Consider the following 26015-nt stretch of genomic DNA (forward strand, 5'->3'; position numbering starts at 1 on the left):
ATCCATCTCCCGTGTGGAGACAGGACCTAAGCGTCAGCCCTTCGCTTTTCCATAGCCTCCTGCCGTCGGCGTGATCACGGTCACGGCCTCGCCCGCCTCGAGCAGCGTCTGGTCGCTCGGCTTCAGTTCCTCGACGGCGCCGGAAAGCCGGCGCACGATCGTCTTGCCGAGCTGCCCCGCTTCACCGCCCTTGACGCCGAAGGGGCGCACGCGGCGATGCGAGGCGAGGATCGCGCAGTCCATCCGCTCGCGGAAGCGGATCGTGCGGCTCGTGCCATCGCCGGCATTCCATTCTCCCTTGCCGCCCGAGCCCGGACGAATATGGAAATCCTCAAGCACGACGGGGAAACGCGTCTCCAGGATCTCCGGATCGGTCAGGCGCGAATTGGTCATGTGGACATGCACGCCGGAGGTTCCATTGAATCCCGGCCCCGCCGGCGAGCCGGAGCAGATCGTCTCGTAGTACTGATACTGATCATTGCCGAAGGTCAGGTTGTTCATCGTCCCCTGCGAGGCCGACATCGCCTCGAGCGCACCGAACAGCGTATTGGTGACAGCCTGGCTGACCTCGACATTGCCGGCAACGACGGCGGCCGGGTAGTGCGGCGCCAGCATCGAGCCTTCCGGCACGACGATCCTGATCGGTCGCAGGCAGCCCGCGTTCATGGGAATCGCGTCATCGACCATGACGCGGAAGACATAGAGCACCGCCGCACGGGTCACCGGCGCAGGCGCGTTGAAATTGTCCTCGCGCTGCGGCGAGGTGCCGGTGAAATCGACCGTCGCCTCGCGCCTCGAACGATCGATCGTGATCTTCACCTTGATCGCGCAGCCCTGATCCATCGGATAGGTGAACTCGCAATCATGCAGCTTGGCGAGCAGCCGTGCGACGCTCTCGGCTGCATTGTCCTGGACATGGCCCATATAGGCCTGGACCACATCGAGGCCGAAGGAGCGGATCATCTTCTTCAGCTCCGCCACACCCTTCTCATTGGCGGCGATCTGCGCCTTGAGGTCGTTGACGTTCTGCACGACGTTGCGGACGGGATAGCGAGCGCCAGTCAGCAGCTTGACCAGCTCCTCCTCGCAGAAGCGGCCCTGATCGACGATCTTGAAATTGTCGATATAGACGCCCTCTTCCTCGATATGCGTCGCCAGCGGCGACATCGAGCCGGGCGCCACGCCACCGACATCGGCATGGTGGCCGCGGCTCGCCACCCAGAACAGGATATTCCGGTCCTCGGCATCGAAGACCGGGGTGCAGACCGTGATGTCGGGCAGATGCGTGCCGCCATTATAGGGCGCATTGAGGCAGTAGACGTCGCCCGGCCGGATGACGGGGTTGTTCCTGATCACCGTCTCGACCGACTTGTCCATCGAGCCGAGATGCACCGGCATATGCGGCGCGTTGGCGACGAGGCTCGCGGTCGAGTCGAACACGGCGCAGGAGAAGTCGAGCCGCTCCTTGATGTTCACGGAATAGGCGGTGTTCTGCAGCGTCACGCCCATCTGCTCGGCGATCGACATGAACAGGTTGTTGAAGATCTCGAGCATGACGGGATCGGCCTTGGTGCCGATCGCGGCATTCTGCACCAGCGCCTTGCTGCGATGCAGGACGAGATGGTCCTTGGCCGTCAGCTTCGCAGTCCAGCCATCCTCAACGACGACGGTCTGGTTCGCTTCGATGATGATGGCGGGTCCCGCGACGCTCTGCCCCGGAGCCATCGCTTCGCGCCGCACGATCGCGGCTTCGTGCCACTGCCCCTTCGAGAACAGGCGCGTGCGTTCGGCAACCGCCGGTTCACCGGCCCGCTCGCCTGCCGCCGCCTCCTCGAACCTGGCGCCCCCGCCAACGGCCTCGACCTCGACCGCCTCGACGACCAAGGCCTTGGTCTCGTCCATGAAGCCGAAGCGCGCCTTATGCGCGACCTGGAAAGCTTCCTGCATCTCGGCCCGGCTGCCGGACGCAATCGCGATCGCCGTATCGGTGCCGGCATAGCGGATATGGGCTCGGATATGGATGGCGATCTCGCCATCTGGCACCCCTTGTCCGATCAATTCGGAACGCGTCTCGGCGCTGAGCCGCTCGGCCACCTCCGCAATCGCAGCCTTGACCTCGGCATCGAGCGGTACGTCGAGTGCGGCCGTCCGCGTCGAGCGGATTTCGGCGAGCCCCATGCCATAGGCCGAGAGCAGGCCGGAGAACGGGTGCAGCAGCACGGTCTTGATGCCGAGCGCATCGGCGACGAGGCAGGCGTGCTGTCCGCCCGCACCGCCAAAGGAGTTCAAGGCATAGCGGGTGATGTCGTAACCGCGCTGAACGGAGATCTTCTTGATCGCCTCCGCCATGTTCGCAACAGCGATCTGGATAAACCCGTCAGCGACCTCTTCGGCGCTGCGGCCGTCGCCGACCTCGGCCGCGAGCTTCGCGAATTTGGCGCGGACCGCGTCCACATCGAGCGGTTGATCATGCTGCTCGCCAAAGATCGCCGGGAAATAGGTCGGGATCAGCTTGCCGACCATGACGTTCGCGTCGGTGACCGCGAGCGGGCCTCCGCGTCGATAGGCGGCCGGCCCCGGATTGGCGCCGGCCGAATCCGGGCCGACGCGGAAGCGCGCACCGTCGAAATGCAGGATCGAGCCGCCACCAGCCGCAACCGTATGGATCAGCATCATCGGCGCGCGCATCCGCACGCCGGCGACCTCGGTCTCGAAAGCGCGCTCATACTCGCCATCGAAATGCGCGACATCGGTGGAGGTGCCACCCATGTCGAAGCCGATCACCTTGTCGAACCCGGCCGAACGCCCGGTCTCGGCCAGGCCGACGACGCCCCCGGCGGGGCCGGACAGGATCGCATCCTTGCCCTGGAACAGCTCTGCCGCGGTGAGGCCACCGGACGACATCATGAACATCAGCCGTGCGCCGGTGCGCCCGATGTCGAGCTCTTCGGAAACCTGCGCGACATAGCGCCCGAGAATCGGCGAGAGATAGGCATCGACCACAGCCGTATCGCCACGCCCGACCAGCTTGATCAGCGGCGAGACCTCGTGGCTGACCGACACCTGCGGAAAGCCGATCTCTCGGGCGATGCGCGCTGCCACCTGCTCATGTTGGGGATAGCGATAGGCGTGCATGAAGGCGATCGCCACGGCGCGGAAACCGGCATCGTACTGTTCCTGCAGGGCCGTGCGGATCGCGGCCTCGTCCGGAGCCCGTTCGACCGCGCCATCGGCCAGCACGCGTTCCGCGATCTCGACCACCGCCTCGTAGAGCTGCTCGGGCTTGATGATCTCCTTGGCGAAGATGTCGGGCCGCGCCTGGTAGCCGATGCGCAGCGCATCGCGGAAACCCTTCGTGGTGACGAGCAGCGTGCGGTCACCTTTGCGCTCGAGCAGGGCGTTCGTCGCAACCGTGGTGCCCATGCGCACCTCGCCGATGCGTCCGGCAGGGATGAGCTCGCCGGCCTTGAGGCCGAGATGGTCGCGAATGCCCTGGACGGCTGCATCGCGATAGGCACCCGGATTCTCCGAGAGCAGCTTCCTGGCGTGAAGCTTGCCTGCCGGATCGCGGCCGATCACGTCGGTGAAGGTGCCGCCGCGGTCGATCCAGAAATCCCAATGGCTCGCCGTCATGACACTCTCCCAGCGTGGCGTGAATTCGTTTCGACAATTCATCGATAAATCGTCGATGAAATATTGACAAGGCGGATTCGGCGGCTACGATCGCAATTGTGACCGGAACATGGCTGAGGGGCCGGGCCGGTCGAGGGAGGATGCGATGACAGGATCGACCCTGGCAATCGGACTCGGCACGCGCCGGCAGTCCCGCGCGGCGGCCCCGCTGCGGCCGACACCTATGGCGTGGGGCGCTCGATGATCCGCACGGCCCTCGACAAGCTCTATCTCTTTGCAGGTTACGCAGCGGGTTTCTTCCTGGTCGCCATCTTCGTCCTGATGATGGGCCTCTCCATCGGGCGTGAGGTCGGCTTCAACATCCCCGCCGGCGATGATTTCGCGTCATGGAGCATGGCAGCACTCGCTTTTCTCGGCCTCGCCCATACCTTCAAATCTGGCGAGATGATCCGGGTCGGCTTGCTGATCGATCGTTTCAAGGGGCGCACGCGCTGGGCCTTCGAGGTCTTCTCGCTCGTGCTTGGTCTCGGCTTCACCGGCTTTTTTGCCTGGCACGCTGTGGTGATGACCTGGCAATCCTATGAGTTCAACGATGTTGCCGGCGGCGTCGTGCCGATGCCGCTCTGGATTCCGCAACTCGGCTTCTCCGGCGGATTGGTCATCCTCTTCATCGCCTTCGTCGATGAGTTCGTTCACGTCGTCCTGCGTGGCAACGAGCCCCGCTATGAGAAGCCGCCCCCGCAAAGCGACGAAGAAGTCGTCGAGCGCGCGATGCAGAGCGGGGTCTGAACCATGGCGATGATCGAGATTTCTGGACTGCTGCTCATCCTGCTGGCCGTCTTCCTCGCCGGCGGCGTCTGGATCGCCATCTCGCTGATGGCCTGCGGCTGGGTCGCGATGCAATTCGTCGGCGGCGGCATCCCCGCCGGCTCGGTGCTCGCGACGACGATCTGGGGCAACAGCGCTTCCTGGACGCTTGCCGCCTTGCCGCTCTTCATCTGGATGGGCGAAATCCTTTACCGTACGAAACTTTCGGAAGAGATGTTCCGCGGCCTCGCCCCGTGGCTCAATTGGCTCCCTGGCCGTCTGATGCATGTCAACGTCCTGGCCTGCGGCATCTTCGGCTCGGTCTCCGGTTCCTCGGCCGCGACCTGCGCCACCGTCGCCAAGATCGCCCTGCCGGAGCTGAAGAAGCGGGGCTATGACGAGACGGTCAGCCTCGGCTCGCTCGCCGGCGCCGGCACGCTGGGCATCCTGATCCCGCCCTCGATCACCATGGTCGTCTATGCCGTCGCGGCCAATGTCTCGATCATCCAGGTCTTCCTCGCCGGCTTCCTGCCGGGCCTGCTCGTGATGGCGCTCTACTCCGGCTACATCATCGTCTGGCACATGCTGAACCCGGACAAGGCGCCGCCGCCGGAGCCGAGCATGCCCCTGCGCGAGAAGCTGCGGGAATCGGCCAATCTCATCCCCTGCATGCTGCTGATTGCGCTCGTCTTCGTCTCGCTGCTGATGGGTTGGGCGACAGCAACCGAATGTGCGGCCTGGGGCGTTCTCGGCTCCTTCGGCGTCGCCTGGTGGTCGGGGTCTCTGACCCGCGAAGCCTTCTGGGCCAGCGTGATGGGCACCACCCGCATCACCTGCATGATTATGCTGATCCTGGCCGGCGCCTCCTTCATGTCGACCTCGATGGCCTATACCGGCATCCCGGCCGCCCTTGCGGAATGGGTCGACAGCCTGCATCTCTCGCCCTACGCGCTGATCGCAGCGTTGACGGTGATGTACATCGTGCTTGGCGCGGCGCTCGATGGCATCTCGATGATCGTCCTGACCACGGCCATCGTCATTCCGATGATCAAGCAGGCTGGCTTCGACCTGGTCTGGTTCGGCATCTTCCTCGTGCTCATCGTCGAGATGGCCGAGGTCTCGCCTCCGGTCGGCTTCAACCTCTTCGTGCTGCAGACCATGTCGGGCAAGGATTCCAATACGGTGGCGCTCGCCGCCCTACCCTTCTTTTTTCTACTGGTCGTGGCGGTCGCGATCATTACGATCTTCCCGCAAATCGTGATGATCCTGCCGCAACTGGCCTTTCCGGGATGATGCAGCGTCAACAACAAGGGAACGGAGACACCATCATGAAACGAAGCGACTTCATTAAGGGCTTTCTTGCGGCCGGTGTCGCAGCCGGCGCTCTGGCGCTCTGCGCGACAGCGGTCTCGGCACAGACCAAATGGAACCTCCCGAACGCCTACCCGACAGACAACCCGCACACGGAAAACCTCGTCGCCTTCGCCAAGGATGTCGAGGCGGCGACCGGCGGCAAGCTGACGATCACGGTCCATGCCAATGCCGCGCTGTTCAAGGCGCCCGAGATCAAGCGCGCCGTGCAGACCGGCCAGGCCCAGATGGGCGAAGTACTGATGTCGATCCACGAGAACGAAGATCCGATCTTCGGCATCGACGTCGTACCGTTCCTGGCGACCAGTTTCCCGGAATCGAAAAAGCTCTACGCGGCCTCGAAGCCGGCGATCGAGAAGAAGCTCGCGAGCCAGGGCATCAAGCTGCTCTTCATGGTCCCCTGGGCGCCGCAGGGCGTCTACGCCAAGAAGGACCTGAACTCGACGGACGACATGAAGGGGCTGAAATGGCGCTCCTACAACGTCGGTACGGCCCGCCTTGGCGAAATGCTCGGTATGCAGTCGGTGACGATCCAGGCGGCGGAACTGCCGCAGGCGCTCGCCACCGGCGTGGTCAACTCCTTCATGTCGTCTGGCGGCACGGGCTTCGACTCCAAGGTCTGGGAATCGCTGACGCATTTCTATGATGTGCAGGCCTGGATCCCGAAGGATGCGACCTTCGTCAACAAGGCAGCCTTCGACGCCCTCGACAAGCCGACGCAGGATGCGCTGCTCAAATCGGCTGCCGCAGCCGAGGAGCGCGGCTGGAAGGCCTGGGAGGCCAAGACCGGCTGGTATCTTGACCAGCTCAAGTCCAAGGGCATGAAGGTGCAGGCGCCGAGCACGGAACTCGCCGCAGGCTTCAAGAAGGCCGGCGAAACCCTGACCTCCGACTGGCTGAAGAAGGCCGGCGCCGACGGCCAGGCCGTGATCGACGCCTACAAGAAGATGTAAGCCCGACCGGCCCGATCCCTCACGAACGGCCGCTTCGTGCGGCCGTTCGCACGTCCGGCGCCACGACGGCTGCCTTGCATGAGAGCGCCAGAGACGATGTCCACATCGGCACCCCCGCCCCCGAAACCACCGGCTGAGCTGGCCGACGCGCTGCTCGGCCCGATCGTCTCGTCCGGCCACCTGGCCTCGGGCGCGATGCCGGCGCTCTCCGAGTTCGAGTTCGCGCTCAGCATGACGGTGCACGCCTTCCAGCGCTGGATGCTCCGCGCCATGACCTCGGCCGGCATTCCGGATCTCACGCCGGTGGATGTGCTGGTGCTGCACAACGTCAACCACCGCGGCAAGCCGAAGCGCCTCGCCGATATCTGCCTCGTCCTCAATATCGAGGACACCTATGTCGTGAACTACGCACTCAAGAAGCTCGAGCGGCTCAAGCTGATCAAGAGCGGGCGCAAGGGCAAGGAAAAGACCGTCGCAATCACCCCGGCGGGCGAGGATGCCTGCCGGCGCTACGCCCAGATCCGCGAGCAGCTCCTGGTCAAATCAGTGCTGGCGCTCGGCATGGATCCGGTGCGCCTCTCGGAGATCGCAGCGACCATGCGCTCGCTGTCAGGCCAGTACGACCAGGCCGCGCGGGCCGCGGCCAGCTTGTAGGCGCGTGCCGAGCCTCATGTCGGATTTCGTCGGGGGAAATAGCCGCGAACGCCCCTGGAATGGTGGAGATCATCGCCAGGCAGCAGCCTGCTACGCCGTCACGCAGCCACTTGTGCCGCGGTAGGTCTGAAGGCTTTGAAGAGAGTGCCGCCAATGGCGCGCGCCGCCGCCAGATGCTTGGCCGGATCATCCTGCCCCGAACCAAGCAGGAGCTCGGACGTCACGACAGGGGCGCCGCAATAATCGAAGATTCCGTCGTCGATCTGGGTCTTCATCGCGCCGAAATAGCCGTGTCGGGCATAGGTTCGCAGGCTGGCGCCACCGATGGCGACCAGATGGACCGGGAGATGGCCGAGCTTCTTTACCATCGGTGTATCCGGGCCTTCGTCATAGGCCCATCCATTGGCGAAGACGCGATCGATCCAGCCCTTGAGAAGCGCCGGCATCGACCACCAATAGACGGGATAGATCAGGACAAGGGCATCGGCGCGATCGATCCGCACCTGCTCGGCGATAATGTCGGCCGGCGGCTGCGCCTCGCGACGGTGAACTGCGAGATCGGCCTCGGTGAAGCGTGGGTCGAAACCTTCGACCGCGAGATCGGCGATTTCGAAGGAATTGCCCGGCCCGGACAGGGACACTCCCTCCCCGACATGCGCAGCGACGCCATGACTGAGCGACGCACGATCAGGATGGGCGACGACAATGAGCGCGTGCATTTCAAGAACTCCGGCTGAGTGATTGCGGGGGGAACCCGAGTGATATATACTTTTAGTAAGTTACTTTTGGTATATAAACATGTCAAGTGCCGGACCGAACGATCACCCACCAGCTCTGCCGCCGCGTCGCCGCCTGGCGAGGGAAGACCGCTATCGCCAGCTTCTGGATGTCGCGTGGCGGCTGATCCGGGAGGAGGGAACGGAGGCACTGACGCTGGGGCGGCTAGCCGAGCGGTCAGGGGTGACAAAACCCGTCGTCTACGACCATTTCGGCACACGCAGCGGGCTGCTGGCAGCGCTTTACCAGGAGTTCGACGCGCGCCAGACAGCACTCATGGATGCCGCGCTCGACGCGAGCGAACCGACCTTGGCAGGCAGGGCAGCGGTCATCGCGTCATCCTATGTCGACTGCGTGCTCCTCCAGGGCCGTGAGATCCCTGGTGTGATCGCGGCGCTTGCCGGCGCGCCCGAGCTCGCAAAGCTCAAGCGCGATTACGAAGCGATCTTCATGGGGAAGTGCCGAGCCGCGCTCGCGCCCTTCGCCGGCTCCGGTACGATTGCTCCAGCGGGCCTCTGGGCGCTGCTCGGTTCAGCCGAGGCCCTGTCTTCTGCCGCCGCGGCGGGAGACATCACGGCCGCGCAGGCTCAGAACGAGCTCTTCGAGACGATCGTCGCAATGGTTGCCAGAAGCGCGCGCGGCGGTTCTCCTTCGGGCGCCGGAGGCATGTGAAACCGCGCTACGACGGACCGCCGCGTCTCAGAAACTGAGCCTGACCTGGAGCTGGCCGCCAAGACGGTTGGGGGCGCCGGATAGGCTGAGATAGCCGGCAACCGGCAGTCCGTCGATCTGACCGGCCATCGTCGAGCCGCAGGCCGAACGCGCTTTGCGACGAGTACGGTCGCTGGACCTCGATCAAGCTCGCAATGTACGCCGACACACACCGCGAAGCGGATCGGGCGCGGCCAGCGTCCTTGCCGGGCGCGGGCCGCGCCGCCTCGAGAGCGGCCCGCGCCCGGCACGCCGGCGGCATGAGGCCCCCGCCCTACTCCGGCAGGCTCGCAAAGAGTGCGGCGTACTCACTCTCGAGCTTCGCCTGCCGGGACCAGAAGCCACGCGGCGTCTGCCCCGCAAGCTGGTCCTCGAGCAGGCCGAGATGCATGTGCCAGCCGCCGGAGACATTCGTCATCGCAGCCTTGTCGGCGAGCTTGCGATGGGTCAGCACCAGCAGCACCTTGCCATCCCTTGGACTGAGCTCGAAGGTGACCTCCGAGAGGGGATTGCCGTCCCCGTCCCAGGTGAAGGCAAGCGCATGTGGCGGCTCGCAGCGGGTGATCGTCCCGGTCGCGAGAAATCCCTTGTCATTCACCTCGCGATAGCGCTCGGGCGGCGGCTCATCGGTGATCTCCGAATGCTTGAACAGAAGCTTCGTCTCACCGCCGACGCGCAGGTCGAAATCACCAGAGGCCAACCAGGTGCCGCGCTTGCCGGACTCCGCCAGATAGGCCCAGACGCGTTCGACCGGCCCCGGCAGGAGCCGCTCGAACCGCACCGCGCCACTTTCAAGAACAGTGCCATACTCACTCATCCGTCTCTCCCTCATGACTGTCGGCTTGCGCCAGTTTCTGCCCCAATATGTCGAGTCGCGAGCCCCAGAAGCCGCGGACCTTCTTGACCCACAGATCGAATGCATCGAGCCCGTCAGGATCGAGCCGGTAGATGCGGCGCTGGCCGCTGACTTCGACCCTGACGAGGCCAGCCTCCTTCAGCACCTTCAGATGCTGGGAGATCGCCGGTGCGCTGATGCTGAACCGCGCTGTGATCTCACCGGCCGCCAGGGCACCTTCACCGAGCATCTCGATGATGCGGCGGCGCGTCGGGTCGGCGAGAGCGATGAAGCGGTCCATGCATCGTTAATTAGCTAACCGCTTAATTAAGTCAATAATTAAATTAATGCCCCCTCTGCCCTGGGCGCACAACCCCTGCGCGTGGCACCACTTGCCTCGCGGAGCGCGAAAGGCGACAGGAAACGCCCACACGATAGGCATTCCTGCAGACCACCATGCCCACCAAAAACGCCACCTTGACCGGCATCACCATGATGCTGCTCGGCATCCTGCTGTTCTCCGTGAATGACGTGCTGGGGAAATGGCTGGTCGCAACCTATACGGTCGGCCAGGTGGTGCTGCTGCGCAGCGTCGCGGCGCTGATCGTGATCGCCCCGTTCGTGGTGAAGCAGGGCATTGGTCGCACATTGCGCCCGGAGCGGCCGTGGCTGCAGGTGCTGCGCGTGACGCTTGGCTCCTGCGAAGTCGCGCTGTTTTACTGGGCGGTATCCTACCTGCCTTTGGCCGACACCATGACACTCTGGCTCGCCGCTCCAGTCTGGGCGGTGATCCTGGCTGCGCTGCTGCTCGGAGAACGCGTCGATGCCGGGCGCTGGCTCGCCGTCGTCGTCGGCTTCATCGGTGTCGCCGTTGCATTGAACCCGTCCGGCCAGAGCCTGACCCTTCCGGCCATCATCGCGCTCGTCGGCAGCGTCTCCTTCGCGGCCATGATGATCATGGGCCGCCAATTGCGCGGCACGCCGGATGTGACGCTCGTGGCCTGGCAAACGCTGGGCGCCTTTGTCATGGGGCTGATCCTGCTGCCCTTCGGCTGGACGACGCCGAGCCTCGCCCATATCGGGCTGCTCGGCTTGCTCGGTATCGTCGCCATGGCCGCACATCTCTGCGTCACACGCTCGCTCAAGCTGGCGGAGGCCTCTGTCGTCGTGCCCTACCAGTATACGCTGATCGTCTGGGCCCTGATCTTCGGCTGGTTCATCTTTGGCGACTGGCCGTCGCTCTCGATGCTGATCGGCTCGGGCCTCATCGTGGTTGCCGGCCTCGCCCTGATGGTGCTCGAACGGCGGGCGGGAAAGACCACTGAGATGCTCGACCCGCCCTGAGGCGCGCCGCGCTCCCGCTGACGAGGCAGGCCCGGACATTCTCATGCATTCGCCTCGCCCTCCCCGCGCGGGCTCTGCAGTCGACGCCTGGCGGCGGCCATGCCACACCAAGAGCTCATCTCAATAAGGCCGAGCCGCTAGACGAGACGAGGCCAGCCCCACGAGGACGCCCATGGCCCTGATCACCTATCTCACCACGACCCGTTTCGGCTTCGGCGAGGTCGCCGGCATCGATGCCGATCTCACCGCGCTGGGCATGCGCAAGCCACTGATCATTGCGGACAAGGGCGTCGTCGCTGTCGGTCTCGTCGGCACGGTTCAGGCGCATTCTCCAGCCTTGCAGGCCGCCCCGATCTTCGATGCCACGCCGACCAACCCGACAGAAGAGGCCGTGCTCGCAGCACTGGCGCTGTATCGCGAAAACGGATGCGACGGGCTTGTCGCCATTGGCGGCGGCTCGCCAATCGATCTCGCCAAGGGCGTGGCGCTGCTCGCAGGTCATGATGGACCACTCGAAACCTATGCGGCGATCCTCGGCGGCATTCCGAAAGTGACCGCAGCCGTCGCGCCGGTGATCGCGATCCCCACCACCTCGGGCACCGGCAGCGAGGTAGGGCGCGCCGCGCTGATCACCCTGAAGGATGGGCGCAAGCTCGGCTTCATCTCGCCACATCTGATTCCAAGGCTCGCGATCTGCGACCCCGAGCTCACGCTCGCCCTGCCTGCCTGGCTTACCGCCGCAACCGGCATGGATGCGATCACCCATTGCATCGAGACCTATCTCAGCCCGCGCGAGAACCCGCCCGCCGAGGCGATCGCACTCGACGGGCTGAAGCGCGCAGTCGCACATATCGAGCGGGCCGTGACCGATGGATCCGATCGCGAAGCCCGCAAGGAGATGATGATGGCGGCCCTTCAGGGCGGCCTGACCTTCCAGAAGGGCCTCGGCGCGGTGCATGCTCTCTCCCACCCGCTTGGTGGCCTCAAGGATATCTCGCTTCACCACGGCACGCTGAACGCCGTGTTGCTGCCGGCGGTGCTGCGCTTCAACGAGCCGGAATGCGGCCTGAAATACGTGGAGATCCGCCGCGCGCTCGATCTCGCTCCCGACACCGACCTCGCCAACTGGATCGCCGACCTGAGCCAGCGCCTCGGCATGCCGGCCTCCCTCACGCGAATGGGCGTCCCGCGCAGTGTCGTCCCGGCCATAGCCGAAGCTGCGGTGAAGGATCACTCTACCGCAAGCAACCCGCGCGCGGCGGCTGCCGCCGATTATGTCGCGATGCTGGAGGCCTCCTTCTGAGCAGCAACGCGCTCTACGCAGCCGGATCGAAAATGACACAGTCTCGGTCCGGTTGCCCTCCACTGGCGCCAATCACCTTGACCCTCCCCCGTCCGAACGTCATCGTGCGGCATCAGATTCACCCAGCCTGCACGAGGCTTGCCCCTATGCGCCGCGCCCTGCTGAAAACCACCCTCGTCACAGCGACTTGCCTTGCTGCGACCATCAGCGTCGAGGCCACGAGCCGCCGCTATGTCGACCCGGCGGATCGGGCCGAGGCACGCATCATTCCGATGTATGGCAACCTGCCGGCCTGCGAGGATCCCGCCGTCCTCAGCGAGATCACAAGCTGGTTCAATTCGCGAGAGGCCAAATTCTGGGGGCCGCTGCAGGCGGTCGCCTATGATCGCATCCGACCCATCCGCTTCCGACCCTGGGGCGACGATTTCATCCCGCGCCGCTTCTGCACGGGGCGGATCGCGTTGAATGACGGCTCGCTGCACCGCATCGACTACTCCGTGCGCGAGAATCTCGGCCTGTTCGGCTTGACCTGGAACGTCAACTGGTGCGTCAACGGCCTCGATCGAGGTCTTTCCTACGCGCCCAATTGCCAGATGGCCCGGCCCGGCCCCGAAAAGTAACCTCCGGCTGTGAGACTGCCGCGCGCCTGGTTGTCGATGCTGACGCTGTTTGGCCTTATGGCCCCAGACGCGCAAGCGCAGGGGCAATATGGCCGCGGCGGCGTTCCCGGTGATTTCGACTTCTACGTTCTCGCCCTGTCATGGTCGCCGGGCTTCTGCGAACTGGACGGTGGACGCGGGCGCGCCCGCGAGCAATGCGAGAGCGGCGCCAATCTCGGCTTCGTCGTGCATGGCCTCTGGCCGCAGAACGAGCGCGGCTACCCCACCGATTGCGGACCGGCCGGCCGCACGCCGTCTCGCATCGCCCTCGACCAGGCCGACGGCCTGTTCCCGTCCGAGGGGCTCGCCCGGTATGAATGGCGCAAGCACGGCACCTGTTCGGGCTCGAGCCCGAACGACTATTTTTCGGATGTCCGGCGCGCCCGCCAGAAGGTCGCGATTCCTCCGCCGCTGCAGAAGGCGGATCGCGATCAGAACTGGAGCGCGATCGATCTCGAGCGCGCCTTCGCCGCTGCTAATCCGGGCCTGCGCAGCGACATGATGTCGATCGCCTGCAAACGCGGCGTGCTGCAGGAGGTCCGGATCTGCTTCAGCAAGGACCTGCGCAATTTCCGCACCTGCCAGGAGGTCGACCGCTCCGGCTGCCGCACGCGCGACATCACCGTGAAGGCTCAACGCTGACAGAGCGCTGCGAGGCGGCTAAGACCGCTTCATGAATTATCATCACAGCTTCCACGCCGGAAATTTCGCCGACATCCTCAAGCATGTCGTGCTGATGCGCATCCTGACCCATCTCGGCGCCAAGGATACGCCCTATCGCGTCATCGACACCCATGCCGGTGCCGGCCGTTACGATCTCGGCTCCGAGGAAGCGCTGCGCACGCATGAATGGAAGGACGGCGTGGCTCGGCTCGACCAGTCGCCGCTCGCCTCCAGCGTGGAGGCGTTGCTGGCACCATGGCGCGAAGCTGTCGCGGTCGCACGGGAAAGCCATGGCGCCGGCAACTATCCCGGCTCGCCCTGGCTCTGCCGACACGCCATGCGGGCGGAGGACCGGCTTATCGCCGCCGAACTGCATCCAACCACTTACAAGAAGCTCGCCGCGACGCTCGGTCGCGATTCGCGCTGCAAGGCGCTGGCGATGGACGGCTGGACGGCGCTGCGCGCCAATGTCCCGCCGAAGGAACGACGCGGACTCGTGCTGATCGACCCGCCCTTCGAGGAGAAGGACGAATTCACGACGATGGCGGCCGAGTTTATCGCCGCGCACCGCAAATGGCCGACCGGCATTTACGCGCTCTGGTACCCGGTCAAGGAGCGCCGGGCCGCCGACGGCCTCGTGAATGCGATCGAGGATGCCGGCATCGGTCGCCTGCTCAGGCTCGAGATCGATGTCGACCGCCCCGAAGCCGCGGGAGGTCTCGGGGCCACCGGTCTGCTTGTGGTTAATCCGCCCTGGAAACTGGCGGAGGAAGCTCTCCTCCTGTTGCCGTCATTGTGCGAACGCCTCGCGCAAGGCCCCCGGCCGCGCTACCGTTGCGAGCCGATCCGCCCGGACGGCTGACATCTCCAGAACTGACCGGAATATGACCGATGCTGACCTTGCGCACCTCCCCAGCCTCCCCCTTCGGCCGCAAGGTCAAAATTGCCGCCCATGAGCTCGATCTCCTGGGCCGCATCGAGATCGTCGCGGCGGATACCACCGATCCCAAGGACACGTTGCGCGCCCAGAACCCGCTCGGCAAGATTCCGGCGCTGGTGCTCGAGGACGGCTCGGCACTGTTCGATTCCCGCGTCATCGCCGAGTATCTCGACCATCTCGCCGGTGGCGGCCTGATTCCGTCAGGCGAAGCGCGCTTTGCGCAGTTGCGCCTGCAAGCGCTGGCAGACGGCATCTGTGATGCGGCCCTGCTTCAGGTCTATGAAGGCCGGTTCAGGACGCCCGAGATGCGTAATGCCGCCTGGGTCGAGAATCAGGCCGGCAAGGTCGCGCGGGCGCTCGCTACACTTGAGGCAGCGCCGCCAGCCTGGTCTGGCAAACCCCGCATCGGTGAAATCGCACTGGCCTGCGCGTTGGGCTATCTCGATCTGCGTTTCGACGGAACGTGGCGGGCAGCTCACCCCAAGCTGGTCGCCTGGCTCGACGATTTCGCGGCGAAGGTGCCCTCCTTCGAAACCACCCGATTCAAGGGCTGACCGGCTCCGAGCTAAAGCATCGGCCCGAAAGGTGGATTGCGGTTTTCAGGAAAGCCGATGCAAAGACAAAGGGTTAGATCATCGGACTGGATACGATATCCGGTCCGATGATCTTGTCTCGCACAACAAAAAACCCGGTGGCCGAAGCCACCGGGTTCATTCTGAGCCCCGTGAGGGGATCGGACTAGAACTTGTAGTTCAGGCCAGCGCGGACGACCGAGAACTTGGTCTCGACGTTCGAGGTGAAGGTGCCGCCGGGAACGTTGAACGACTCCTTGTCGAGGTCGACGTAGAGATACTCGAGCTTCGCCGTCAGGTTGTTGGTGAAGGCGTACTCAAGACCAGCACCGACGGTCCAGCCGTACTGGGTGTTGTCGTTGCTGCCAGCGAACACGCCGTTGGAGACCTTGTTCTTCACGCTGCCGTAAGCGAAACCGCCGGTGACATACGGCAGGAACCGGTCGAAGGAGTAACCGACGCGGCCACGAACGGTGCCGAACCAGTTGACCTCGGTCGAGGCGCGGAGGTTGTTAGCCAGGTTGACGGACGTCGACTTCAGGTCAGCGCCCTGGAAATCGGCTTCAGCGCCGAGGACCCACTGGCCGATCTGGTAGTTGTAGCCGATCTGGCCACCACCGGTGAAGCCATCGGGATCGCTGAAGTTGCCGAGGTTGTTGGTGAAAGCGCCCGTGGTCGAGTCGATCTGACCCCAAGCATAGCCAGCGTTGACGCCGACGTAGAAGCCGGTCCAGGTAAACACTGGCGGCAGATAGATCGGGGCGGCAACCGGGCCCTTGCGGGACGGCAGGTCGGCAGCGGAGGCGGCGCCGGCAACGACGAGGCCGAGGGCCGCGACGCTCGTAAGCAGGTACTTCTTCATTTTAGACTCCTTTAGTCGTCGCTGGTGCCGGCGTGGCCCGGCGGTGATGTCGATGACGCCTTTATAGCCCGCGCCGGCGTCGATGTCTGTTGCGGCTAAAGCACAGGTACATTGCAGACCGCGGCAGAAATGCGGCACGAATGGGGATGACTAAGACCAATTGTTCAACACGCGTTAATTATTATTAAGCCACTGTGAATGGTAAACCGAATACTAACAACGCGTTGACCATATAGTGGAAGCAAGCAGGGAACGCGCGACATATCCTAAGGTTCCAGACAAAATGCGGCCACAATCTGTCCCGGTCCTTCGCTTGCTCGTTCCGGGCTCGCGTGCTTAAGCCTTGCAGCACACTCCACGGAATGGACCAGGCCGGTGCCGCCGCTTTCTATATTCATTATTGCTCGGGATGAAGCCGACAGAATCGGCCGCACCATCGCCGCCGTGCGAGAGCTGAGCGATGACATCGTCGTGATCGATTCAGGCTCGACCGATGGCACGCAGACAATCGCCGAGCAATGCGGCGCCCGCGTGATCTTCAATCCGTGGCCGGGTTACGGGCAGCAAAAGCGCTTCGGAGAAGACCAGTGCCGCTATAACTGGCTCCTCAACCTGGATGCCGACGAAGTCGTGCCCAGGGAGATGGCCGTCGAGATTGCAGCGCTCTTCGCTCATGGCGATCCGCCCGCGGATGCCTACAGGACGCGCATCGCCGAGATATTCCCTGGCGAGCGCGCGCCGCATCGTTTCACCTACGCCTTGTCGCCGGTTCGGCTCTACCGAAAGGACAAGGGACGCTACTCGCCTTCGCCGGTTCACGACCGTGTCGATCTCTCTTCGGATGCCCGCATCGGCAGGCTGAAGGGCACGGTTCATCATTACTCCGTGCGTTCTCTCGGCGAGCAGATKGCGAAATTGAATAACTACAGCGACGCACAGGCCGACGATCTCGACAAGCGCGGCGAGACCCTTTCGGTCTTCCGGCTGGTCGCCGAGTTCCCGGCCAATTTCGTCAAGGCCTATATTGGCCGGCGTCACGCCCTGCGCGGCGTCTATGGCTTCATGACCGCGATGAACTACGCTTTCTACCGCTATTTGCGCGCAGCCAAACATTGGGAACGGCGCCTCAAGCGTCACTCCGATAAAGATGCACGCAATGGCTGAGGTTGCGCTCGTCACCGGTGGAGCACGCCGGATTGGACGCGCCATCGTCGAGCACCTTGCGGATGCGGGCTACGCGGTTGCGATCCACTACCGCACATCGCACGTCGAGGCCGAAGCGCTCGCAGCGGACGTGCGCGGTCGGGGCGGCAAGGCAATCACCGTCGCTGCCGACCTGGCCGATCCCGCGTCGGTCGACACCATCATTCCGGCCGCCGAAGCAGCGCTTGGGCCGGTGACCCTGCTGGTCAACAGCGCCTCCAGCTTTCTGGTCGATGACATCCGCACGATCGACGTGCCGACCTGGAACCGGCAGTTCTCGACCAATCTGCGCGCGCCCTCTGTGCTCTCCGGCGCGATGGCCAATCATCTTCCCGCGGATCGAGAAGGCTGCATCGTCAACATTATCGATCAGCGGGTCTGGAAGCCGACCCCGGAGTATTACTCCTATACCTTGACCAAATCGGCGCTTCTCACGGCAACGACCACGATGGCGCAGGCGCTTGCGCCGCGGATTCGCGTGAACGCCGTCGGGCCAGGGCCGACCTTTCCGAATCCGCAGGACGGCGAGGCCTTGCTCGCGCGCGAGGCCGCGGGATCGCTGCTGCAAAGGAAGGTCGACGCGGCGGATATCGCCGGGGCGGTGCTCTATCTCGCCCGCGCCCGATCGGTCACCGGGCAAATGATCGCCGTCGACAACGGCCAGCACCTGGCCTGGCGAACCCCTGATATCGTGACCTGACGCCCCACCCCACGTCATCTGCAAGACGTTGAGCCGACAGGCAGCCGGGCTCGTCAATCACGCAAGATGGCGACGCCGGGCGAGGCGCGCGACGTCGCCACTGTAACGCTCAGGCTGCGGCCTTGTTCTTGATCGCGCCGATGATAGCGGTCAGGATAGCTCCGCCAGCGCCGCCAGCGATCAGGTTCGACAGGATACCGCCGACACTGAGATTGCCGCCCGCCGCCGCCGCCGTGATGGCTGGCAACACGATGGGTACCAACTGGCCAAGAACGCCGCCGCCGACCAGACCGGCGATGGTGTTTCCGAGAGTTCCGAGATCGAAGCTGGACGAGGCTTTACCCGCAGCATTGCCACCCAGCGCGCCTGCGACGAGGTTGATCAGAAGCTGTTCCATGAGACCCCCAAAGCCATGATGCATGGCCTTGGGAGGATGACTCCGCCCGTTTCTCGAAGCAACCTGAGATTGAACCGGCCGAAAGCCGGCCTATTTCGGTCGCGTCAACGTGATCGCCGAGATCAGCCGGCCGTAATCCGGCTCCTGCCGATGCGTCGTGCGGCGATAGCTGAAGAAGCGCTGTTCATCGCCATAGGTGCACAGGCCGAGGTCGATGAAGCGGCCGATGCCGGCCTCCTGTGCCTTGAAAGCGATGAAGGCAGGCAAATCGAACATGGCGCGCGCAGGATGCTCCGAGGCGTGGAAGAAGCGCGCATAGGTCGCATTCTCCGACTTGAAGCGCTCGATGAATTCCGGCCCAACCTCATAAGCCTTGGCGCTGATCGTTGGCCCAAGCACCGCCAGGATGCGTTCGCGACGCGCGCCGAGCTTTTCCATCGCGGTCACAGTCGCGCCGACAATCCCCGTGAATGCCCCCTTCCAGCCGGAATGGGCGGCGCCGATGACGCCCGCCTCGCTATCGGCGAAGAGGATGGGTCCACAATCAGCGGTGGAAACGCCGAGCGCCACGCCGTGAGCCGTGGTCACCATGGCATCGGCCTTCGGCTTCTCCCCGAGCCACGGGCCGGTGACGAGTGCGGCATCCGCGGAATGGACCTGGTGCACACCGACAAGATGCGTGGGCTCGACCTCGAGGTGAGCCGCCATCCGCGCCCGGTTCTCGGTAACATGCGCCTTGTCGTCGTCCGAGCCGAGCCCGCCATTGAGCGAGGCGTAGATGCCCGAGGATACACCGCCCTCGCGGGTGAAGAAGGCATGCGCAATGCCGTGTTCGGCGGAAAGATCGGGCGAAGTGATGAACATGGCGGGTTCCGGCTCAGGCGTCAGCCCTGCTCTGGCATCTGATGAAGGTCAAATCCGGGCAGCAGCGGCAGTCGTGAATCCGATAATGCCAGAACCTTGAACAATTCACCCATCTCGGTCGCGCCAATGGCGGTGAGCCGTGCGAAAGCCGCCTGGATCGCCTCCGCCTGCTCCGGCCGTGCTCTGCCGCAGAGCGCCTGCGCACGTTCCGCCAGCCCGAGCGCCAGCAGGAAATCGCGCTGCGTCGCCGGTCCATGCGCCGCAGCCCCGGCCCGCCACGCAGCCTGCGCCATCCGTTCGAAATCGACATGAACCGTGAGGTCGGCCTCACCGGTATCGGCAAGCGGATCAACCATTCGATGCCGATGGACCGCCTGAAGCGTATCTCCGAAGCCTGAACGCCCGGAACCGTAGTCGATGAACAGCGCAGCGCCGCCTTGCTCGGCGAGATGGCCGCCCACCGTCGTCACGACATCAAGCGCTGCGGTCGGCTGTTCGAAGATGCTTCCCTCAGGGGCGGCAATCCCAAGTGCAGGCTCCGGCGCATGGGCGAGCCCGAATGCCAGCTGGCTTGCGGCATTGATTCCGACCAGACGTTCGCGCCAGCCATCTCCGACGCGCACGAATTGATCGAGCGGCAGCGCGTCGAGGAACTCGTTGGCGAGGAGGATCGTCGGCCCCTCCAGCGCAGTCCCGATGCTGTCGTGCCAGACCGGCTCGGTCGCGGAGGCCAAGGTCCGAGCCTGGGCTTGCCGCAGCACGGGGCTCATCTCGACGAGATGCACGGAAACCGCCTCGCGGAAACCCGGAACGATCCGCGCGGCCCGCAGCACATCGGCCATCAACGTGCCACGCCCCGGTCCAAGCTCGACGAGGCGCAAGCTTGCAGGCTCGCCCATCATCCGCCAGACCGCACCAGCCCACAGCCCGATCAGTTCCCCGAACATCTGGCTGATCTCGGGCGCCGTCGTGAAGTCTCCCTCGGCACCGAAAGGGTCGCGGGTCATGTAGTAGCCGTGACGGGGATGGCCGAGGCAGAGCGCCATATAGCGCGAGACGCTGAGCGGGCCCTCGTCCTGGATCAGGCGGATGATCTCCGCCTTGAGCGCATTCACGCGCTAGCCCGTCTGGCGCGCAGCGCCAGATAGAGCCCGGCGAAGAAGAGCGGCACGGACAACAGCATGCCCATGGTGATGCCCCCGCTCAGCGCATCGACACTTCCGCCGAACAGGAAGCCGAGCTGCGGATCGGGCTCGCGGAAAAACTCGCAGACGATGCGCGCGACCGCATAACCCATGCCGAAGACACCCGCGACGAGGCCGGGTCGCTTGAAGCCGCCAGCCCGAACGACGAGCGCGAGCAGGATGAAGAGCAGGATCCCCTCCCCCAGCGCCTCATAGAGCTGGCTCGGATGGCGCGGCAACGGCCCGGCATTGGGAAAGACCATGGCGAAGGGCAATCCCGGTGCCGGCCGGCCCCAGAGCTCGGCATTGATGAAATTGGCGATGCGCCCGAGGAAAAGCCCGATCGGAACGACGGCGGCGGCGAGATCGAAGACGCTCAGCGCCGGGTGCCCGCGCCGGCGCGCAAACAGGAACAGCGCCGTCGCCGCCCCCAGCAACCCACCATGGAAGGACATGCCGCCCTGCCAGATCGCGATGATATCCTGCGGCCGGGCGAGATAGCGCTCAAGGTCGTAGAACAGCACGAAGCCGATGCGCCCGCCGAGCACCACGCCGAGCGCCACCCAGAGCAGCATGTCGTCGAGCTCTTCTGCCGCGGGGTGCTTCGAGCTCCCCCAGAGCGCAGGAGACGAGACCAGCCGGCGTGCATACCACCAGCCGCCGATCAGCCCCACGACATAGGCGAGGCCATACCATTTGACCGACAGCGGTCCGAGTTGCAGCGCGACCGGGTCGATCACCGGGAAGGGGATGGCGAATACGGGCATGGGCAAAGGTCCGGTGGCGGAAGTCGCAGTCTCGCTCAGGCGGTTGCGCACCGCCCATCACGCGTCATCCCGGGCGACCCAAGGGACGCTCGGGAGGACTGCGCGAAGGAAAACCTGCCGCGACATGGCCGGCTGGAGGCGAAGTGGTCAAGCAAAAAGGGCGCCGGTATGCACCCCGCCTGCCCTGCTCAGACCTTGATGATGAGCTTGCCGAAATTCTTCCCGTCGAGCAGGCCGATGAACGCCTCAGGCGCCTGGGCGAGGCCCTCCACGATGTCCTCCTTGTATTTCAAGGCGCCTCCGGCGATCCAGCCGGACGCCTCCCGTTCGAAGGCCGGGCGCTGCGCGACGAACTCACGCTGGATGAAACCACGGATCGTCAGACTCTTGGTCAGGACCTGGCGCATGACGATGGGCAGCCGGTCCGGGCCCTCGAAATCGCCCGTGCTGTTATACTGCGCAATCAGCCCGCAGACAGGAATCCGGGCAAAGCCGTTCAGCAGCGGAAACACCGCATCCCAGACCTTGCCGCCGACATTCTCGAAATAGACGTCGATGCCATTCGGACAGGCCGCCGCCAGTTGGTCGGCGAAATCGGGAGCGCTGTGATCGACGACGGCATCGAATCCGAAGGTCTCGCGGATGAAGGCGCATTTCGTCTCGCCACCCGCGATCCCGACGGCGCGCGCGCCCTTGATCCGCGCGATCTGCCCCACCGCCGATCCCACAGGCCCGCTGGCGGCTGCCACGACCACGGTCTCCCCCGCCTTGGGTTGGCCGATCGTCAACAGGCCGGCATAAGCGGTGAAGCCTGGCATCCCGAGCACGCCCAGCGCGGTCGTGATTGGCGCGGCGGCCGGATCGATCTTGCGCAGATGGGCCCCGTCGGCCACCGCGTAGGACTGCCAGCCGGAATGTGAAAGCACGATATCGCCTGGCCTGAAGTCGGGGTGGCGGCTCTCCAGAACCTCCGCAACGGTGCCGCCTTCCATCACCTGACCGATCGCCACCGGAGCGGAATAGGATTTCTCATCGCTCATGCGCCCCCGCATATAGGGGTCGAGCGAGAGATAGAGGATGCGCAGAACCACCTGGCCGTCGGAAGCCTCCGGAACCGCAGCGTGCTCGAGCCTGAAATCGCTGGGGCGGGGCCGGCCGACCGGGCGAGCGGCCAGAACGATCCTGAGATTATCCTGTTGGGGCATGGGGTTTCGTCCTCCCTCGAGCGCGTCGTTTGGATTGGTCAATTCATATGGGAGCAACGTTGCTCCGGGAGCACCACCTCACCCGTGCATTTTGCCACAGGGCGGAGCACGCTCCTGACATGACGAAACGCCTCGGGCATCTTACATCGGGCTCATGAATCGCCAGCGCACCGACGACCTGCCGGAAGACGAGATCGAGGACGAGGAGGACAGCCTCCCGCTCCCCGACGCAACCGTCGATGCCGGCGAGACAGCCCCCTCCGAACTGAAGCACGGCATCGAGGTCATCGCCGGGTTCGCCAAGCACCTGCCGAACAAGCCCGGCGTCTACCGTATGTTCGATCGGGCCGGCGAGGTGCTCTATGTCGGCAAGGCCAAGAGTCTGAAGAATCGCGTCACGGCCTATGCGCGCGGGCTTGCCCATACCAACGCCGTCGCCCGGATGATCTCCGAGACGGCGAACATGGAATTCGTCACCACGGGGACGGAAACCGAGGCGCTGCTGCTCGAATCCAACCTGATCAAGCAGCTCAGGCCGCGCTACAATGTCCTGCTTCGCGACGACAAATCCTTTCCCTATATCCTGCTGACGGGCGACCACCCTGCCCCGCAGATCGCCAAGCATCGCGGCTCGCGCCAACGCAAGGGCGATTATTTTGGGCCGTTCGCATCGGTCCAGGCGGTGAAGCGCACCATCGACGCACTGCAGAAGGCGTTCCTGCTGCGCTCCTGCTCCGACAGCTATTACGAGAACCGCACGCGGCCCTGCCTGCTCTTCCAGATCAAGCGCTGTGCCGCGCCTTGCACGGGCGAAATCTCGCATGCCGATTACCAGGCACTGGCTGATCAGGCGCGCGATTTCCTGTCAGGCCGCTCCTCGACCGTGAAGCGGACGCTGTCGGAGCGGATGCAGGCGGCAGCGGAGGCTCTCGAGTTCGAGCAGGCGGCGCGCTACCGCGACCGGCTGGCGGCGCTCTCTGCGGTCCAGGCCGGCCAGGACATCAACACCCAGGGCGTCGAGGAGGCGGATGTGTTCGCCATCGATGAGCAGGCCGGGCATTTCTGCGTCGAGATCTTCTTCTTCCGCAACCACCAGAACTGGGGCAATCGGGCGCTCTTCCCTCGCGCCGACAAAAGCCTCACGCCCGCCGAAGTCCTGGCCTCCGTCGTCACCCAGTTTTACGACGACAAGCCGCCGCCACGCCTCGTGCTGCTCTCGCATGAGGTCGAGGAGATCGAACTGATCGGCGAAGCGCTCTCGGCTCGCGCCGGCCGCAAGGTCGAGATCGCGGCGCCCAAGCGTGGCGAGAAATTCGATCTCGTCGCCCACGCCCGGAAGAACGCGCATGAGGCACTCTCCCGCAAGCTCGCCGACAATGCCGGGCAGCAGAGTCTGCTTGTCGCGCTCGGCGAAGCCTTCGGGCTGCCAAGGCCGCCGCGCCGCGTCGAAGTCTACGACAACTCCCACATCATGGGGACGAATGCGGTCGGCGGCATGATCGTCGCCGGCCCGGACGGTTTCATGAAGAGCCATTACCGCACCTTCAACATCTCCTCCGACACCATCGCCGGCGACGATTTCGGCATGATGCGGGAGGTGCTGAAGCGGCGGTTCTCGCGATTGGCGAAGGAGAGCGTGGCAGCGGAGGGCGGCGACGCCGTCGATCTCGCAGCGGCCGAATCTCCTGCCCCGCCCCCCGCGGCTCAGGACGAAACCGCCTTTCCCTCGCGCCCCGATCTCGTCATCGTCGATGGTGGCAAGGGCCAGTTCGAGGCCGCGCGCCTGATCATGGCCGAATGTGGTGTCACCGATATTCCACTTGTGGCCATTGCCAAGGGCGCCGACCGCAACGCCATGCGCGAGACGTTCTTCATGGCCGGCAAGGAGCCGTTCAAGCTGCCACCGCGCGACCCCGGCCTCTATTTCATCCAGCGCCTGCGCGACGAGGCGCATCGTTTCGCCATCGGCACGCATCGCGCCAGACGCAAGCGCGACATCACCAAGAACCCGCTCGACGAGATTGCGGGCATTGGCCCTTCGCGAAAGCGGGCGCTTCTGCTGCATTTCGGCACGGTCAAGGCGATCCAGCGCGCCAAGCTCGACGACCTGATGCGCACGCCCGGCGTCAATGCCGCCACCGCCAAGGCGGTGCACGATTTCTTTCACGATGCGTAGGGCTCGGACATGCCTCGCGGGATTGCGTGTTGACGCTGTCACAAGCGCGCTGCTTTGGTGTTTCCCGTGACGATTCTTCCAGATGCCATCAGGCGGCGGGGCCCTTGGTCCCTGCCAAATTTGCTGACCTACGGCCGGATCGCAGCGATTCCGGCGCTGGTGGCGCTGCTATTCTGGCCGCGCGACGACTGGATGCGCTGGATCGCGTTGGCGATCTATGTCGCGGCGGCTGTGACGGATTATCTCGACGGGTGGATCGCCCGGGCGTGGAGCCAGCATTCGGCGATCGGCCGGATGCTCGATCCGATCGCCGACAAGCTTCTGGTCTGTGCCCTGCTGCTGATGCTTGTCGCAGACGGCACGATCTATGGCTGGTCGCTCTGGGCGGCCATCGTCATCCTCTGCCGCGAGATCCTGGTATCGGGCTTGCGCGAGTTCCTGGCCGAGCTGCAGGTCAGCGTTCCCGTCAGCAAGGTGGCGAAATGGAAGACTACGGCGCAACTCCTGGCGCTCGGCTTCCTCGTTGCCGGCCCCGCCGGCGACAAGGTTCTGCCGTATAATACGCAGATCGGCATCGTCATGCTGTGGCTGGCGGCAATCCTGACCATCTATACCGGGTGGGATTATCTTAACTCCGGAATCCGCCATCTGGTGGATGAGGATGAGCGCGCATCATGATCGACAGTCTGGCCGAGACCCGAACCCTGAAGCTCGTCTATTTCGCCTGGGTCCGCGAACGCATCGGCGTTGCGGAAGAAACTGTGGAGGTGCCCCACGAGGCACGGACCGTGGCTGACTTGGTGGATTGGCTGAGAGGGCGCGACGAAGGCTACGAGATGGCCTTCGAGAATGCCGCGATCGTGCGCGCCGCCATCGACCATGTCCATGTCAAGCCGGAAGCCTCCCTCGCAGGCGCCAGGGAGATCGCCTTCTTCCCGCCGATGACGGGCGGCTGAGGCAAGCCGGGCCCACGCCATGACTCCGGTCGTCCGCATCCAGCGCGAGGATTTCGACCTCAACGCCGAGGTCGCGGCGCTGACCCGCGACCGGACCGATATCGGCGCCGTCGTCACCTTCGCCGGGCTTTGTCGCGATGAAGGTGGCCAACTGGCAGCGCTCGAGCTCGAGCATTATCCCGGCATGGCCGAGGCCGAGATCGGGCGCGTGGCAGCGGAGGCAGTCGAGCGCTGGCCGCTCAATGGTCTGGTCGCCATCCATCGTTACGGGCTGATCAGGCCGGGCGGACAGATCGTGCTGGTGGTCGCCGCATCACGCCATCGCCGCGCCGCCTTCGAGGCAGCCGAATTCCTGATGGACTATCTCAAGACCCGGGCTCCCTTCTGGAAGCGCGAGCACCTGAGCGACGGCACCATCGGCGGATGGGTCGAAGCCAAGGCCGACGATGATACCGCCGCAGCACGCTGGAACTGAATGA

27 protein-coding genes are annotated in these 26015 nt (G+C 64.7%); 17 read left to right on the top strand and 10 right to left on the bottom strand.

Annotated elements, in window-relative coordinates; genetic code table 11:
* Window positions 1–33: 33 nt before the first annotated feature.
* Window positions 34–3633 (bottom strand): hydantoinase B/oxoprolinase family protein, encoded by a 3600-nt coding sequence (locus AC1DGP_RS05690; protein WP_476775185.1) that lies wholly within the window; start codon window positions 3631–3633, stop codon window positions 34–36.
* 240 nt (window positions 3634–3873) lie between these two features.
* Here AC1DGP_RS05690 and AC1DGP_RS05695 point away from each other — a divergent pair, with 240 nt between their 5' ends.
* From AC1DGP_RS05695 to AC1DGP_RS05710, 4 genes are all read left to right on the top strand, one after another.
* On the top strand, window positions 3874–4422 hold the full coding sequence (locus AC1DGP_RS05695) for a TRAP transporter small permease (protein WP_476775186.1): 549 nt from the start codon (window positions 3874–3876) through the stop codon (window positions 4420–4422).
* A gap of 3 nt (window positions 4423–4425) precedes the next feature.
* Window positions 4426–5733 (top strand): TRAP transporter large permease, encoded by a 1308-nt coding sequence (locus tag AC1DGP_RS05700; protein WP_069879665.1) that lies wholly within the window; start codon window positions 4426–4428, stop codon window positions 5731–5733.
* A gap of 35 nt (window positions 5734–5768) precedes the next feature.
* Window positions 5769–6764 (top strand): TRAP transporter substrate-binding protein, encoded by a 996-nt coding sequence (locus tag AC1DGP_RS05705; RefSeq protein WP_476775187.1) that lies wholly within the window; start codon window positions 5769–5771, stop codon window positions 6762–6764.
* A gap of 96 nt (window positions 6765–6860) precedes the next feature.
* Window positions 6861–7418: a winged helix DNA-binding protein gene (locus tag AC1DGP_RS05710; protein ID WP_441489475.1), complete on the top strand. Its 558-nt coding sequence runs from the start codon at window positions 6861–6863 to the stop codon at window positions 7416–7418.
* Window positions 7419–7516: 98 nt separating this feature from the next.
* Here AC1DGP_RS05710 and AC1DGP_RS05715 read toward each other — a convergent pair whose 3' ends face one another.
* Window positions 7517–8137 carry an NAD(P)H-dependent oxidoreductase gene (locus AC1DGP_RS05715; RefSeq protein ID WP_476775188.1) on the bottom strand — a complete coding sequence of 207 codons (621 nt, stop codon included), beginning with the start codon at window positions 8135–8137 and terminating at the stop codon, window positions 7517–7519.
* A 79-nt stretch (window positions 8138–8216) separates the two neighbouring features.
* Here AC1DGP_RS05715 and AC1DGP_RS05720 point away from each other — a divergent pair, with 79 nt between their 5' ends.
* Window positions 8217–8867 (top strand): TetR/AcrR family transcriptional regulator, encoded by a 651-nt coding sequence (locus AC1DGP_RS05720; RefSeq protein WP_476775189.1) that lies wholly within the window; start codon window positions 8217–8219, stop codon window positions 8865–8867.
* A gap of 313 nt (window positions 8868–9180) precedes the next feature.
* Here AC1DGP_RS05720 and AC1DGP_RS05725 read toward each other — a convergent pair whose 3' ends face one another.
* Both AC1DGP_RS05725 and AC1DGP_RS05730 read right to left on the bottom strand, forming a co-directional pair.
* Window positions 9181–9723, bottom strand: a complete 543-nt coding sequence (locus tag AC1DGP_RS05725) for an SRPBCC family protein (protein ID WP_441505210.1) — start codon at window positions 9721–9723, stop codon at window positions 9181–9183.
* Entirely contained in the window at window positions 9716–10042 is a 327-nt protein-coding gene (locus tag AC1DGP_RS05730; protein ID WP_476775190.1) for an ArsR/SmtB family transcription factor, read from the bottom strand. The genes AC1DGP_RS05725 and AC1DGP_RS05730 overlap by 8 nt, the downstream gene beginning before the upstream one ends.
* Before the next feature lie 155 nt (window positions 10043–10197).
* Between AC1DGP_RS05730 and AC1DGP_RS05735 the strand changes: the two genes are divergently transcribed.
* The 6 genes from AC1DGP_RS05735 (at window position 10198) to AC1DGP_RS05760 (ending at window position 15204) form a co-directional block, all read left to right on the top strand.
* Entirely contained in the window at window positions 10198–11085 is an 888-nt protein-coding gene (locus tag AC1DGP_RS05735) for a DMT family transporter (RefSeq protein WP_441505209.1), read from the top strand.
* A gap of 172 nt (window positions 11086–11257) precedes the next feature.
* On the top strand, window positions 11258–12388 hold the full coding sequence (locus AC1DGP_RS05740) for an iron-containing alcohol dehydrogenase (protein ID WP_476775191.1): 1131 nt from the start codon (window positions 11258–11260) through the stop codon (window positions 12386–12388).
* A gap of 146 nt (window positions 12389–12534) precedes the next feature.
* Window positions 12535–13008, top strand: coding sequence for a hypothetical protein (locus tag AC1DGP_RS05745; protein WP_476831819.1), 474 nt, complete (start codon window positions 12535–12537; stop codon window positions 13006–13008).
* A gap of 36 nt (window positions 13009–13044) precedes the next feature.
* Window positions 13045–13689: a ribonuclease T2 family protein gene (locus AC1DGP_RS05750; RefSeq protein ID WP_476775192.1), complete on the top strand. Its 645-nt coding sequence runs from the start codon at window positions 13045–13047 to the stop codon at window positions 13687–13689.
* 31 nt (window positions 13690–13720) lie between these two features.
* Window positions 13721–14572 carry a 23S rRNA (adenine(2030)-N(6))-methyltransferase RlmJ gene (locus AC1DGP_RS05755; RefSeq protein ID WP_476831820.1) on the top strand — a complete coding sequence of 284 codons (852 nt, stop codon included), beginning with the start codon at window positions 13721–13723 and terminating at the stop codon, window positions 14570–14572.
* A gap of 29 nt (window positions 14573–14601) precedes the next feature.
* Window positions 14602–15204, top strand: a complete 603-nt coding sequence (locus AC1DGP_RS05760) for a glutathione S-transferase (RefSeq protein WP_476775194.1) — start codon at window positions 14602–14604, stop codon at window positions 15202–15204.
* A gap of 184 nt (window positions 15205–15388) precedes the next feature.
* Here AC1DGP_RS05760 and AC1DGP_RS05765 read toward each other — a convergent pair whose 3' ends face one another.
* Window positions 15389–16084, bottom strand: a complete 696-nt coding sequence (locus AC1DGP_RS05765; protein WP_441489485.1) for an outer membrane protein — start codon at window positions 16082–16084, stop codon at window positions 15389–15391.
* Window positions 16085–16459: 375 nt separating this feature from the next.
* Here AC1DGP_RS05765 and AC1DGP_RS05770 point away from each other — a divergent pair, with 375 nt between their 5' ends.
* A complete protein-coding gene (locus AC1DGP_RS05770; RefSeq protein WP_476831821.1) occupies window positions 16460–17248 on the top strand; it encodes a glycosyltransferase family 2 protein in 789 nt (262 codons plus the stop codon).
* Window positions 17241–17987, top strand: coding sequence for an SDR family oxidoreductase (locus AC1DGP_RS05775; protein WP_441505202.1), 747 nt, complete (start codon window positions 17241–17243; stop codon window positions 17985–17987). The genes AC1DGP_RS05770 and AC1DGP_RS05775 overlap by 8 nt, the downstream gene beginning before the upstream one ends.
* A 109-nt stretch (window positions 17988–18096) precedes the next feature.
* Here the strand turns inward: AC1DGP_RS05775 and AC1DGP_RS05780 are convergent, their stop codons facing one another.
* The 5 genes from AC1DGP_RS05780 to AC1DGP_RS05800 all read right to left on the bottom strand — a co-directional run bounded on the left by AC1DGP_RS05780 (window position 18097) and on the right by AC1DGP_RS05800 (window position 22404).
* A complete protein-coding gene (locus AC1DGP_RS05780) occupies window positions 18097–18384 on the bottom strand; it encodes a hypothetical protein (RefSeq protein ID WP_069879647.1) in 288 nt (95 codons plus the stop codon).
* A 90-nt stretch (window positions 18385–18474) separates the two neighbouring features.
* The gene (pgeF, locus tag AC1DGP_RS05785; protein ID WP_441505200.1) at window positions 18475–19248 is read right to left on the bottom strand and encodes a peptidoglycan editing factor PgeF; all 774 of its coding nucleotides are present in this window, start codon (window positions 19246–19248) and stop codon (window positions 18475–18477) included.
* A gap of 20 nt (window positions 19249–19268) precedes the next feature.
* Window positions 19269–20363 (bottom strand): class I SAM-dependent methyltransferase, encoded by a 1095-nt coding sequence (locus AC1DGP_RS05790; protein WP_476775196.1) that lies wholly within the window; start codon window positions 20361–20363, stop codon window positions 19269–19271.
* A complete protein-coding gene (gene lgt / locus AC1DGP_RS05795) occupies window positions 20360–21199 on the bottom strand; it encodes a prolipoprotein diacylglyceryl transferase (protein ID WP_441505198.1) in 840 nt (279 codons plus the stop codon). Before lgt ends, AC1DGP_RS05790 begins: the two co-directional genes overlap by 4 nt.
* Window positions 21200–21387: 188 nt before the next feature.
* Complete coding sequence (locus AC1DGP_RS05800; protein ID WP_476775197.1) at window positions 21388–22404, bottom strand: NADP-dependent oxidoreductase; 1017 nt, start codon at window positions 22402–22404, stop codon at window positions 21388–21390.
* A 154-nt stretch (window positions 22405–22558) separates the two neighbouring features.
* On the opposite strand from AC1DGP_RS05800, the gene uvrC reads away from it, so the two are divergent.
* The 4 genes from uvrC to AC1DGP_RS05820 all read left to right on the top strand — a co-directional run bounded on the left by uvrC (window position 22559) and on the right by AC1DGP_RS05820 (window position 26011).
* Window positions 22559–24580 carry an excinuclease ABC subunit UvrC gene (uvrC, locus tag AC1DGP_RS05805; RefSeq protein ID WP_476831822.1) on the top strand — a complete coding sequence of 674 codons (2022 nt, stop codon included), beginning with the start codon at window positions 22559–22561 and terminating at the stop codon, window positions 24578–24580.
* A gap of 66 nt (window positions 24581–24646) precedes the next feature.
* Complete coding sequence (gene pgsA / locus AC1DGP_RS05810) at window positions 24647–25258, top strand: CDP-diacylglycerol--glycerol-3-phosphate 3-phosphatidyltransferase (protein ID WP_043232683.1); 612 nt, start codon at window positions 24647–24649, stop codon at window positions 25256–25258.
* A 26-nt stretch (window positions 25259–25284) separates the two neighbouring features.
* Window positions 25285–25536: a molybdopterin converting factor subunit 1 gene (gene moaD, locus AC1DGP_RS05815; protein ID WP_113512320.1), complete on the top strand. Its 252-nt coding sequence runs from the start codon at window positions 25285–25287 to the stop codon at window positions 25534–25536.
* Window positions 25537–25555: 19 nt separating this feature from the next.
* A complete protein-coding gene (locus tag AC1DGP_RS05820; protein ID WP_441489493.1) occupies window positions 25556–26011 on the top strand; it encodes a molybdenum cofactor biosynthesis protein MoaE in 456 nt (151 codons plus the stop codon).
* Window positions 26012–26015: the final 4 nt, after the last annotated feature.

The sequence above is a fragment of the Allobosea sp. 05T433 genome, assembly GCF_056396065.1.